Source organism: Pseudoalteromonas sp. S16_S37, assembly GCF_014694405.1.
GTDB lineage: Bacteria > Pseudomonadota > Gammaproteobacteria > Enterobacterales > Alteromonadaceae > Pseudoalteromonas.
This window is the reverse complement of the sequence record NZ_JAAUWV010000011.1, coordinates 17,902-30,390: the sequence shown is the minus strand read 5'-3', so window position 1 is coordinate 30,390 and position 12,489 is coordinate 17,902. Positions and strand designations below refer to the sequence as shown.

The window sequence follows — 12,489 nt, the reverse complement described above, 5'->3', positions numbered from 1 at the left end:
CAAATACCGCTGATTTACAGTTCAAATTAGCAAATTCGCACGCAATATTTGCATATTGCAACGCAAATTATAAATATCCCCCCAAAGTGGGCTAAAAACCGTGTTTTTTGATTGGCGCTTTTATTGCGTAGCTAGTGATAGATCTTTTTTGGAGAACCTAGTTATGAAATATGATGTAAGCGTGGTCATTCCCAATTTTAACTGTAAGCAATACCTCCCCATTGCATTTGCCAGCATTTTAAAGCAACGAGGTGTTATTACTGAAATTATCGTCGTTGATGACGGCTCTGATGATGGCAGTATCGAATGGTTAGAACTTGCACAAAAAACGCTTTCCAATCTCGTTTTAATAAAACAGCATAGATCTGGTGTAGTTGCAGCGAGAAACCGAGCCATAGGGCTTGCTCGTGCGCCCTACATCGCTTTTTTGGACGCCGATGACTATTGGATTGACGACAAACTAAAAGATCAACTCAGCTATATGAAGGCTCACCGTGAATGTGTTTTAAGCTTTACCAATTACATGCATGTGACTGAGCAATATCAGCCAATAATAGATTGTTTTTCCTATTGGCCTGAGTTCTATCAGTCGCAACTTAAAGACTCAACAGATTATATGCTTCTAGAAAACCCGCTAGATTTATTGCTGTGTGCTAACGTAATTGGCACTTCTTCAGTGATGGTTAGCAGCGATGCGATAAAAAGAGTAAACAGCTTTAATCCTTCACTTAAAAGCGCAAGCGATTGGGACTGCTGGTTAAATCTCGCTTCTATTGGAAATGTTGCATACACTTATCGGTGTGCCATGGGATATTTAATGCGTTCAGATTCAATCACGGCTAACAGAACTCGTCGCATTGAAGCAATGCAAGACATCATTGCGCGTGTATACGCTAAAAATCCCGTCAGTTTAAAAACCAAGATAAAAACAACAGCCAGAATGAGTGAATGCCACGGTGAGTATCAACGTGAACAAGGCAAAAAGTTTAGTGCTCTTTTTTACGCCGTTTGTGCGTTTAGTTTAAATCCACATAAACGCAACGCTAAGCATTTAATACACGACCTAAAACAACTTGTAACTGCAAGGACATAACATGTACAAAATACTTATTGTTGATGATGAAGAGCCAGTACTTAGAGCGTTAAATCGACTTTTTGCCAGACGCTACGACTTAACTTTGTACAGCGATCCACTTAAAGCAGTTGAGAGTTTTGAGCACTGCCATTATGACCTGATATTATCAGACATAAAAATGCCACATTTGGATGGTTTTACAGTACTAAAAGAATTCGCAGCGTACTTCCCTAATTCTGGAAGAATGCTAATAAGCGGATATACCGATATTGATGAATGTCGAGATGCACTACGTAATGATATAGCGCACATCATTGTGTCTAAACCATGGGATAACTTTGAGTTAGAATCTGTCGTTGCGCTGTTGTTGGAAAATTGCGCTTTGAAAAATGAACTTAACGAACTAAAAGCTAACGTCGTAGCTAAGTAGGTGATGGTCACTACCAACAAACTCTTCAATTTTTAGTCCGCTGACAGCCATATTTTGACTTACAACACAGTTATCTATGGGTAACCCTGTCAACATCAAAGGGAAGCCCTTCAAATGTTGCCAAGTTTGGTAATTTGCTAACGCATTAGAGCATAAAGATTTCCTAGAATAATGAAAATAATCGGACCAAGGTACTGTGTTAAAGTCGCCACTTATAAACCAAAAACCATCCAGCTTTTGTGTTAGCACATGAATCGTCTGTAGTAATTCGTTTCTTAACTTCCAGTCTTTATAACTTCTCGGAGATGGGGGATGAATTGCAAACAATTTAATGATTTTATCAGTAACTAACAGGTCTAACTCAATGTATCCAACGCGTTGTGTGTAGGCGTACACCACCTTGCTACTTAACAATGGATAACGAGAAATGACGCCAAGCCCCATAGGAAAACCAACACGATCATCTGAGCCAAATCTATAAAATTTAGGCTTTATTGTCTCAAACAGCGCTTTGTTATTATCGTTAAATTCTTGCACTATCAACACATCCCAATTTTGTAAAGCCAGATGCGACATTTGCTCGACAATATGAGGATTGTAATAACTTAGATTTATTTGCCTTACCGACAACTTAGCCGAGCCTTTAGCTGCAACAGTCAAATCTGAGAACCAGTTTAAATGAACGGCTATAAGAGTAAAGCTTGTGATAAAAAGCATTGCTCCTAAGTGGCGATGATAAAAAAAGACAAGTAGCGCGGGTAATAATGACAACATTAACCATTGATAACGAAAGCTCGCGATGAGATCGCCCAAATACCCCAACCGCGAGCTAAAAAATGCTGCGCTTAAAAATAAGCCATAAACAGCAATCGGTGTGTATTTCAAATTAATACTCGCTTTTCAATACTGTTACCATTTCCAAAACGCCTGACCAATATTCTTGGTTTTTTCAGCATTCGGGCTTAAATACCAACTTGTGTCGCCACTGCCATCCCCTCTGCTATACGATAAAAACTTAACGTATGCATCACCTAAATCTACGTGTTCTATTGGAGGGAGCCAGTCTTCAGGAAAAACAAGCGCATAAGGATAACCTTGCGAGTCTTTGTACTGCGTGTCTACGTTGCCACTGTTAGCCGAGAAACTAAGCCGAGTGCCATTACCGGGAAGGTGTATCTCTTGCCCAGTTACTTCGGTATATAAATACGGATCATAAGGGGCATTGGGTATACTCGCCATGGGTATGGGCGTATCAAAGTGCATAACGACTGTGAACTTGCTTCCTTGTATAATCGGCGCGTCCTGTAGAGTGTTGGCAAATTCAAATCCTGGAATAGACATTAGGCTTTTTGAATCTTTAAAAACCAGCATTTCTGCAGCGTTGGATAACCGTGTTGACTTAGGATAGCCAGAAATTTGTACAGAGGAACCGGGTTGGTAAATATTGATAGTCGCAATTGCAGATACCGATGTGCTAAACGGTATATGTAAATACCAATCATGGGTATATGATGCCCCACGAGCAATCATATAACCCGTTGCGGTGAGCGAAATTACCTGATTATCTCGTATCCCAAACCCTACTCTATAGCCAACTACTAAGTCGTTAAAGTCGTAATCACCTCGTTGAGGGTAGCTGTCCTCGTAGCTCACAACAAAAAATGAACCATTGCTTGGATAGTAAAACCAAGCGTCTGGCGTGACTATCACTTCGCTGTTGGCAACGACCAAAGGAGCTTCACTAACACCCGGTGCGGTTTCTTCTAAATACACCTTGTCTTTATAACTCAATATAGCAACATCTTCATAACCGCCGCTAAAATCGTAAAAAGCTTCAGGATCGCCAAGCGACGTGTTGGTCTGTAAAAACTCAACCGTTAATGACGCGCTGATAGCATTAGAAATATCATCAGGAACAGAGATTGATAAAGTGCCATCAAAAGATGAACCATAAATATCACTATCAGTGCTGCCAGTTATCCTTGAAGAGCCGCTGTCGCCTATTACGGTATAATGTAAAGTTCGTTGGGTATCATTATCAGATGCAACTACAGTGCTTGTTGGCGTAAAAAATTCGCTGTACTGCTTTGTTCCGCTTGGAGTAACAACCGTAACATAGGCATTTTTTATCGTTACGGCTTGCGACTGGGCTTTTTCGCTTCCACTGGCTGCCTCATTAACATCAATGGCAAATACCAAATGACCACTGTTATCTTGCCTAAACCACTCCAGGTCGCCTACTGTTGGGCTTTTATCGGCAATATGTGCAACGAGCAAATCAATTTCTCCGGCCCCCTGACGAATAGTATTTTTTAACTTTACCGACTCGATTGCTAATAACTCAAAGCAACACATAATGTACATAGCATAAATAAAGCGTCTCATAAATTAATCTCCTGAGTTATCTGAGGGTCGCCAGAGACAATAGAAAACATATCGATGATTACTTTCGACTTGATGTTTTCTAAATATAGATTGAGGTTGAGCACTCCACTGATCTTACCTAAGAACAATGTATTGCCATCCTCGGTATATACTTTCACGAAAACAGTGTCGGCACTAAATCCATAGCTTTGTGGATCGATTACAAGTGTGTGGTCACTAAACTGTGAAAATTGAAATTTATCATCGGCTAGATTATCGATAAGCAGCGTCGACGTTGGTGTCGTTGGCTGGGCTGTTTGCTGTGTTATCTGTTGCACACTATTTTGCGGTTGTGTATTGACTTGATTGGTTTGCTCTTGTGAAGAGCCACCGCATCCAACCACTATAAAGCAGCATGATATGACAAAGTAGTATTTCATGACTCACCCCATTTAACTGTAGATGTAGTGAGTTCATCAAGTTTTGGGCCATAACTAAGCTATTGATTTTAATAAACAACATTCTATATCAGTTGCAATTTGCAACGCACAATGAATACATAAGCTGTCGCTTGTTGAAAATCTACTAAATACCCCGCTGATGCTCTGCGTGATTTTCAAACCTTTTGTATGATGTGTTCTCGTGTTGTTGTTTATTAAGCCACATGTAGTGGCTCTATAAAAAATTTAGCGAAAACCCGACAACATTTTCTCACATATAACCGGTGTAGGTCTGTGATTATCATCAACAGCTACAAAGGTAAAGCTACCAGAGATTGCTAAGTGCTTGTCATCTTTGTGCATTCGTTCTAAGTAGATCTCAACTTCAACTTTTAAACTTGTATTACCTACGTGAACAACGCGAGATACAAGTTCAGCAAAAGTGCCAGCAGGAATTGCCTCTTTAAAATCAACTCTATCGGATGAAATTGTTACCAAAGGTTTTCGACAAAATCGGGTTGCAGCGATAAAAGCAGCTTCATCCATCCAAGCTAAAGCATCACCACCAAATAAGGTGTTGTGATGATTTGTTCTACCTGGAAATACTGTTTTAGTGATCGATGTTACTGAATCTTCAATACGTTTTGCAATAATTGCGTCTTTATCTATCTGTGTCATTTGTTACTACTTTTACTCGCCAATGTATCTTGCATTAATAATTGTGGATCAAGTCGCTCATTATACCAATTAAAGCGCCAATCTAAATGTGGACCGGTTACCCTGCCCGTTGCTCCGATATCTGCAAAATGGTGACCTGTATGGAGCTTATCGCCTACTTCAACATACAGTTTATTTAAATGAATATAGGTGGAGCTTATACCGTAACCATGGTCGACAATCACAGTCCCGCCGCTGTAATACAAGTCGGGATCTGCAAATGTCACTACGCCAGGTAATGGTGCCAAAACTGGAGTTCCCGTTTTGTTCGCTATATCAAGGCCATAGTGAGGATTTCTTGGCTTACCATTAAAAAACCGCTGACTGCCATACACACCAGAAATACGCCCTGGTGCAGGCCTTAATACTGGTTGTTTAAAATATTCTAGATCTGATTCAATCGCACGCGCTTCGCGAACCGCTTTTGCTTCAGCACGGATCCTTTCAAGCACTGATTTTGGGGGTGTTACATATTTCTTTTCAACCCCAGTGATTTTATCGATTTTAAATTCACGCTGGCTGATCACGATTTCTTTTTCGTGCTTGACTTGTTTATTATCAAACCAAGTTAACACATGTGTAGTCTGTGCATCTCTACCAAAGCCAAATACAAACTCGCCGCTAGGTGTCAGTTTGAGAGGCTTGCCGTTAAAGCTCACTTTGGTAGCGTTGTCGAGTTTACCAATCACCATGCCGCCTTGAGTTAGGTGCCCTTTTAGCTCAAGTGCTTGAGCTTGTATTGCAAGATGCAGTGAGCAAAGCAATCCACCCAACATCACCACGCTCTTTTTAAGCATGTGCTATAGCCCCCTTGCCAACGCCTTCGTATGCTTTAACGGTGATTGCGTTATCTGGCATTTGGTGTTTGATTTGCTCAGCAAGATACTCAGCAATGCATTCCACAGTAGTATCACAAGGTAAGATATCACAGCGGTTTTGGCTAATGGCGAGTTCAAAGTAGCCCTGAGTCGATTCATATGCAAAGCAGATATCACCTTCTTTGGAGGTGACAAATTTAAGCTCAGACGGCTGGATAATATCTTCTTGCGTACCAAGGTAAATATCTTGCCATTTGCTCGCCCATTCTTTTTGTAGCCTTGGATGCTTCATACCATCTACAAACACGCCGATTTGCGAACGATGACCATGAATTATGCGCTGACAATTGCCGTCGTGTTTTTTCAAACCATGACTGTAGTGATAATAAAAACTGTCGCTTGGTTCTGGTCGCAGCTCAATACCTATGTCTTTTACATTACTTGGCATGTTGGGCATGATAACCGACTTTAAAAACGCGATAACGGTTTGCTCAGTCACTTCTTCACCTTCAATAAGGCATAAGGCTTGCTCAGGCGCACTCATCGCCAGATGATGTGCATCCCCAAATTGGCAGTCCAACTCAACTCTGCCATTTTCAATCTTAACATCGCCATTAAAGCCTTTTGCGACTGCTAATTTATGATCTATTGTGTCATCAATGATGCGCTTGATTTGCTTTTTAACTAAAGCGAAGTCCAAAACCATTGATTCATCGTTAAGCTGACCATGTAAAGTCATATCGACTATCCAACTTTCGCCAACCGCGCCACGTTTGTTACAAAGGAAAGAAAAATCAATGACTGTCAGTGCATCTACAAAAAGGATCATAAACTTCCGGTAAATTAGTTTAATACTGGGGTTATTATAAAGTTTTTTAAGACAAAGATCGCCCTATAAGCGTAGGAGAATTCAATTTTAATGAGAATTATTCTTACAAAAGTACAAATATTAACTGTTCAGAGTTGTTTAGCGTACATCTGTACGCTAAAGTATCTCGGAAATTTTTAGCAAAGATTGTGAACTATGGAACCAAAAAATAGCTATACAAAAGAAGAATTAATCATATGTGGTCGTGGTGAAATGTTTGGCGAAGGTAATTGCCGCCTACCAAGTGATAACATGCTAATGATGGACCGCATCATTGAAATAAACGACAACGGTGGCGAATTTGGCAAAGGTCATATCATCGCTGAACTTGATATTGACCCAAGTCTTTGGTTCTTTGATTGCCATTTTAAAGGTGACCCAGTAATGCCTGGTTGCTTGGGCTTAGATGCTATGTGGCAGCTTGTAGGCTTTTTCTTAGGCTGGTCTGGCGGTCCTGGTCTTGGTCGTGCACTAGGCGTTGGTGAAGTTAAATTCACTGGTCAAATTCTTCCTACTGCTAAAAAAGTAACATACCGAATTGATATGAAGCGTGTTATCAAACGTAAGCTATTCATGGGTATGGCAGATGGCACTGTTGAAGTAGATGGCCGTGTTATCTACGAAGCGAAAGACCTAAAAGTTGGCCTATTCCAAGATACAAGCGCGTTTTAATAACGTCTAAAACAACAAAGCCCCGAAAAGGGGCTTTGTTGTCTCTAATACGGTTTGTTGTTAAGTTTTAAAGGTATTACGATTTTCAATCGCTTCGCGCCATCCACCCAGCCATTCTGATCTTGGCTCAATTTGTTGATATGGACATAACTCTTTTGATCTACCTGCTAGCCCCGCTTTAAATCCTTGTGAATGTGCTCTTTCTAAGCGATCTCTTTTCTGTCTCTTCATAGGTAAAACCCTCACCTTTTTTTCAACGATGTTGTGGACGTAATCGGTATAATTACGATCATCATCAACATTTAATAATTAGTTAATAAACCTGTAATTATCAAACCGATTGGCACTAAATTTGTGACCAACAATGGAGCTTTAAGTTCACTCCCTTGATAACACAGAAATTGTTTTTTAACTGATGTGTATCTTGCGCACATCACGCGTTATTGAGTAATTGAGAACAACCAGTACATCTTTGAACCGCTATCTACTTTTATAAAAAAGCATAGCAGCGATAGCACTGGAATAGAGCAGGATTGGCCAAACCTTCATCTTCAATAAATCACATAAGCTAAAGGCATGCAATGATCTTTATCAATAGTTTTAACTTAAAATCCCAACAAAAGATAAACTATCCAACATTAAAATATTTTTAGATTATATATTCAATGCTGATTCATTTAGAGACTTGTTTTTGATTAATTGAGAGTAAAAAAACATTCATAATTTTGACATAAAAACTTTTCTTTTCAATTCAAGATCAAAGATACACTGCCATATAAAGGGGACTTTAAAATGTAACAAATGTCCCCATATATGTTCAGTTAGCTAAACTTAATGTGATTGTGTTGAATATCATGGTTAGATTTAAATGTTGTTCATTAAAATTGATGCAACAGTCTAATGTGGCCACTAATTCTTAATCACTTCTGTGGCTAAAGCTAAAACTGCGCTCTTTTATCAGTTCACCCGTTCCATTTTGAGGTGTGCTATAAAAATTAACCGATAATTTATCCCGTACGTTATCAAGTTCAATGTGCGCAAATCCCCAAGTGAAACTTTTTGCCCAAACTAAGTCATATTCAGGGAATTGGCGCTCTTGATATTGAGCAAATGGCGTATGCGTACCGCGCATTTTTGATGCCGCACCACTGATAATTAGCGGCAGCTTTGGTTTGGAATGATTTGGTGGTAATACACGCGTGCAATCATCGGTTAAAAGCTCTAAATCGTGTTCGTGACCCGCGATATAGGCATCTGCATACTTGCAAAGTTCAGGTAAAATGAGTCTTCGTAATACATGACCTTCGTCGTATTTTGTGCCACCAATTGACCATAAGATATGATGCCCATAAACAATTTTCCACTTGGCAGTAGAGTTTTTTAAGCCTTTTGCAAGCCAAGCTAGTTGCTTATGATCTTCACCATTTAATGGCGTTTCGTGCTGTTCAATTTCTTCAACTGTTGCTTGCCCTTTTGCAAGCGCACTCGCTAAACTTTGTTCCGACCCATCCGCGTTAAGCGGTACTTCGTAGTAATGTTGACCAGCCAGTAACATATTGGTGTCAATCACAAAAAACTCGACATCGTTACCTGGTAAGCCTTGTTTGAAGCTATAATAGCCTTGCTTATCCATCACAAAGTTTGGTTGCTTTGCCATCCATGCGGTTTGCAGTGCAACACCTTTACGCGACGTTTTCCAATCATGGTTGCCAAGTGCCGAATAGATCACCAGCGATTTATTATTATCAAAAAGCGGCTTTAGCGGCGCTAGAATAAGGTCATTCATGCGTTTTTCATCATCTTTGCCGTCGTTCGCGTCAGCGCCATCAGGGTATATGTTATCTCCTAGCTGAATAGCGAAATCACACGGTGCTGTTTTACACAATGTAGCCATCGCTTGCCCCACCGCTTTGGCGCCACTTTGCTCCGTTGCGATGTCGGTATTGGGGTAGACAAATATTGGCGCGTGTGCGAATTCTTCTATTGGCCTGTGATCCTCTAACCAATCTTGTTTCTCAGACTCTATAAACTGTTTTGCATTTTTCGGATTATCAATGTGCTTTTGTTTTGGGTAATCGGTGCTGTAGCCGCCATCACCAAAGGCTAAAAAACTTATTGTTGAACTGTCATTGCTCGCTTCTTTAGCAGTTGCGTTAATAGAGGCAATGGCTAAGCAACATGCAGATAGAGTAAAAATGTATTTCATATAAATTGCAGCCAACTTGCATTGGCTGCCTCCACAAACTTATAACGAATTAAAACTCACACCAAACTCATAAGAGCGGCCATAGCTTTCATATTGGTAGTTGTACTGCTTTGCACCGTGATACAAGTAGTACGGTTCGTCAGTTAGATTTGTCGCGTTAAAATACAATTGGAATTGTTCCGTAATATTGTATTTTGCACTTATATCCAGTTGTAAGTGTGCATCTTGATAAACTCGCTTTCCTTGCTCTTCGTGTTGGAAACTTTTGCTCTTGTAGCTTGCGCTAAGTCGCGTAGAAAGCACATCATCTTCATAGCCAAACATCATGTTCGCAACCGTGTCTGATTGATTTTGCAGTTTATTATCCGCATCAATAAAAGTTGCATTGGTGCTAAACATCAATCCGTTGCTGAAGTTTTTGCTAAATGCCAGTTCTACACCGCTTAAATCGGCGTTTCCACCATTACGTGCTTGCATCACTTCTTTGTAACCAGACCATGTGCTTAAACCTTGAACTTGCTCAATAGCAATAAAGTTCGCGATATCTTTATAAAATACACCCGCTGAGATAACCCCTACCCCAGATGGATAATATTCAACTGAAAAATCAAGATTGTTCGATTCATATGGGTCTAATTCCGGATTACCAACCTCAGCTTTGCGCTCTATTTCAATCACGCCATCATCAAGGGATGTCTCAGTCTCTATGATCGCAAATGCCGCAGAATCAGAAAACTTAGGTCGAGCAAGCGTACTGGTATAGGCAAAACGGGTAATTAAATTATCTGTATATTCATATCGCAAAGTTAGGTTAGGCAATAGATGATCATAATCTTTGTTAGCTTGCCATTTGGTAATGTTAGTTTGCTCAATGTCGTTTACTTCATCTGTAACAAGCTCAACTCTGTTGCCATTCGTGTCAAAGTCGGTCGCTTCGTAGCGCAGTCCGGAGATCACTTGCCATTGACCAATATCCATCGTGAGCATCAAATACGCTGCACTAATTTGCTCTTCTGATGTGTAACTGCCACCAGCACTTTTGATATTGCTCTCTAAGCTATTGGTTTCAAATGAACTACGATTTAGCTTAACGAAGTCTCTCAATGCGTTTTGACTTAACCCTGGACCAAACTTACCTAAATCATAGTTGGGCTCGTTTGCTTTGAATTGCTCTGCAACGACATCATCAAAACCACCGTCAAAAACCAAAACATCTGCGTTTTTAAGTTTTTCTCGCTGTGTAAATTTCGCCCCAAATTTAAGTTGTGCGTTGTAATTTGCTACAACTAAATCTGTGCTCAAGTCTAGCTTGAAGCTTGTTGACTCATCTTCGCTAAAGTTGTTTTCAACAACCACTTCATCCAAAGAGAACTTGTTCAAGTCGTAAGCATCATCACTAGCTCTTAGAATGGGCTTTTCACCTAAGCTTGCGTAGCCAAGCCAAAAGCCTTTTCCTGCAAAACTAGTGTCGAGTCGGTTTGGCTCTTTTTCATTAGATTTTGAGTAACCTAAGCTGTACTCAACCAACCAGTCATTTAATTGATGTTCCGCGCCTGCAACGATAGAGATAACTTTTTGCTCCTCAAATCTATCTTTGGTATCTCTGTCCATTTTTGCAGCTTCAAACAACGCTGAATTTGTTGAAAATTCCGAAGCAACCAACTCTCCTTTATCAAACTTGTATTCGTTACGTAAACGATACTCATCATCGGAAAACTCACTAACAAGTGTTTTGAGATAATACAGATTCCCCTGTTTATCTTTTAAGTCTAAGTTGATAGCACCACCTAGTCGCTCTCTTTCAATCGTATAATGACGCTGCTCGATTTCTTCAGCAGATAGCACTGATGTTGTATTGCCGCTGCTATCTTCTAGGTCAGTGGCACGCCAGCCACCATCGGTTTCCATATTGTGCGAGCCAAAACGTCTTTGTGACCAAGACAATGCCGATGCAACACCAAAATCAAACCCCTTTGATAATTCAAAAATATCGCTATAGCTTGCCGACAACTTAGGACTGCTTTTTTCAACTTGTGCGTTATAAGTACTTTGCACACTTGCGCTGTAGCTTCTACCATCTCTATCAAACGCGCTTAAGCTCTTAACTTCAATACTGCCACCAATTGCAGATGCATCCATATCAGGCGTCACAGTTTTGCTGACCTCTAAACTTTGAATGAGCTCGCTTGGGATCACATCCATAGCGACACTGCGTATACCCGCTTCCGGAGAAGGCACGTTCGCGCCATTAATAGTGACGTTATTTAAATTGGGGTCGATACCACGTATACCTACAAATCGCCCTTCGCCTTGATCTCGTTGAATGAATATCCCAGGCAAACGTTGCAGCGCTTCAGCTGCATTTTGATCCGGTAACTGACCAATAGAGTCACTACTTACGATAGACTTGATCCCTTGGGCATTTTTTTGTCTATTGAGCGCTCCTGCCTGACCAGCGCGTTGACCAATTACAATGACATCTTCAAGTGTTACATCGTCGCTTTGTAAAAAAACATCAACATTTACAGTGCCATCGTTGCCAATCACTACTGTTTTGCGCACAGATTTAGCACCGAGGTAATCAACTAGTAGCGTATAGGTACCTGCAGGAAGATTCGTTATTTTAAAAGAGCCATCCCTTGCACTTACGGCGCTTCTACTGAGCTCTTCTATGGTTACTTTCGCGCCTTGAAAAAATGCATTAGTTCCCTCACTTGCTATTTTGCCAGCGATGGCGCTTGCAAAGCTTGAAGACGCAAATAATGCGCACGTTAAGCTCAATGCGACTTTAGATTTTGAAAATGTGAACGGTTTCATTGCTACTCTCTAGTTACACGGTAATTTTACAAACAGCTGTTTGCTACGACGGCACCGAACAATAGAGAATTGATATGTAAGA

The 12,489-nt window shown here is 40.5% G+C and carries 12 protein-coding genes; 3 read left to right on the top strand and 9 right to left on the bottom strand.

Translation table 11 applies throughout. The features are described 5' to 3' along the window. Window positions 1–163 precede the first annotated feature (163 nt). Window positions 164–1,093 (top strand): glycosyltransferase family 2 protein, encoded by a 930-nt coding sequence (locus HC733_RS07575; protein WP_190364449.1) that lies wholly within the window; start codon window positions 164–166, stop codon window positions 1,091–1,093. A gap of 1 nt (window position 1,094) precedes the next feature. Continuing rightward, window positions 1,095–1,505 (top strand): response regulator, encoded by a 411-nt coding sequence (locus HC733_RS07570; RefSeq protein ID WP_190364448.1) that lies wholly within the window; start codon window positions 1,095–1,097, stop codon window positions 1,503–1,505. On the opposite strand, the gene HC733_RS07565 is transcribed toward HC733_RS07570, so the two are convergent. The 6 genes from HC733_RS07565 to HC733_RS07540 all read right to left on the bottom strand — a co-directional run bounded on the left by HC733_RS07565 (window position 1,479) and on the right by HC733_RS07540 (window position 6,673). Beyond that, window positions 1,479–2,390 (bottom strand): endonuclease/exonuclease/phosphatase family protein, encoded by a 912-nt coding sequence (locus HC733_RS07565; protein ID WP_190364447.1) that lies wholly within the window; start codon window positions 2,388–2,390, stop codon window positions 1,479–1,481. The genes HC733_RS07570 and HC733_RS07565 overlap by 27 nt on opposite strands. Window positions 2,391–2,414: 24 nt before the next feature. Beyond that, the gene (locus HC733_RS07560; RefSeq protein ID WP_190364446.1) at window positions 2,415–3,890 is read right to left on the bottom strand and encodes an LruC domain-containing protein; all 1,476 of its coding nucleotides are present in this window, start codon (window positions 3,888–3,890) and stop codon (window positions 2,415–2,417) included. Next, window positions 3,887–4,309: a hypothetical protein gene (locus tag HC733_RS07555; protein ID WP_190364445.1), complete on the bottom strand. Its 423-nt coding sequence runs from the start codon at window positions 4,307–4,309 to the stop codon at window positions 3,887–3,889. Before HC733_RS07555 ends, HC733_RS07560 begins: the two co-directional genes overlap by 4 nt. A 246-nt stretch (window positions 4,310–4,555) precedes the next feature. Then, window positions 4,556–4,987, bottom strand: a complete 432-nt coding sequence (locus HC733_RS07550; RefSeq protein WP_190364444.1) for an acyl-CoA thioesterase — start codon at window positions 4,985–4,987, stop codon at window positions 4,556–4,558. After that, window positions 4,984–5,802: a M23 family metallopeptidase gene (locus tag HC733_RS07545; protein WP_190364496.1), complete on the bottom strand. Its 819-nt coding sequence runs from the start codon at window positions 5,800–5,802 to the stop codon at window positions 4,984–4,986. The genes HC733_RS07550 and HC733_RS07545 overlap by 4 nt, the downstream gene beginning before the upstream one ends. A 13-nt stretch (window positions 5,803–5,815) precedes the next feature. Continuing rightward, on the bottom strand, window positions 5,816–6,673 hold the full coding sequence (locus HC733_RS07540) for a 6-carboxytetrahydropterin synthase (protein WP_190364443.1): 858 nt from the start codon (window positions 6,671–6,673) through the stop codon (window positions 5,816–5,818). Window positions 6,674–6,868: 195 nt separating this feature from the next. On the opposite strand from HC733_RS07540, the gene fabA reads away from it, so the two are divergent. Continuing rightward, the gene (gene fabA / locus HC733_RS07535) at window positions 6,869–7,384 is read left to right on the top strand and encodes a 3-hydroxyacyl-[acyl-carrier-protein] dehydratase FabA (RefSeq protein ID WP_171624262.1); all 516 of its coding nucleotides are present in this window, start codon (window positions 6,869–6,871) and stop codon (window positions 7,382–7,384) included. 60 nt (window positions 7,385–7,444) lie between these two features. Here fabA and rmf read toward each other — a convergent pair whose 3' ends face one another. From rmf to HC733_RS07520, 3 genes are all read right to left on the bottom strand, one after another. After that, complete coding sequence (rmf, locus tag HC733_RS07530) at window positions 7,445–7,615, bottom strand: ribosome modulation factor (protein WP_190364442.1); 171 nt, start codon at window positions 7,613–7,615, stop codon at window positions 7,445–7,447. 685 nt (window positions 7,616–8,300) lie between these two features. After that, window positions 8,301–9,590: a metallophosphoesterase gene (locus tag HC733_RS07525; RefSeq protein WP_190364441.1), complete on the bottom strand. Its 1,290-nt coding sequence runs from the start codon at window positions 9,588–9,590 to the stop codon at window positions 8,301–8,303. Between the two features lie 39 nt (window positions 9,591–9,629). Further along, window positions 9,630–12,407, bottom strand: a complete 2,778-nt coding sequence (locus HC733_RS07520; RefSeq protein ID WP_190364440.1) for a TonB-dependent receptor — start codon at window positions 12,405–12,407, stop codon at window positions 9,630–9,632. Window positions 12,408–12,489 lie beyond the last annotated feature (82 nt).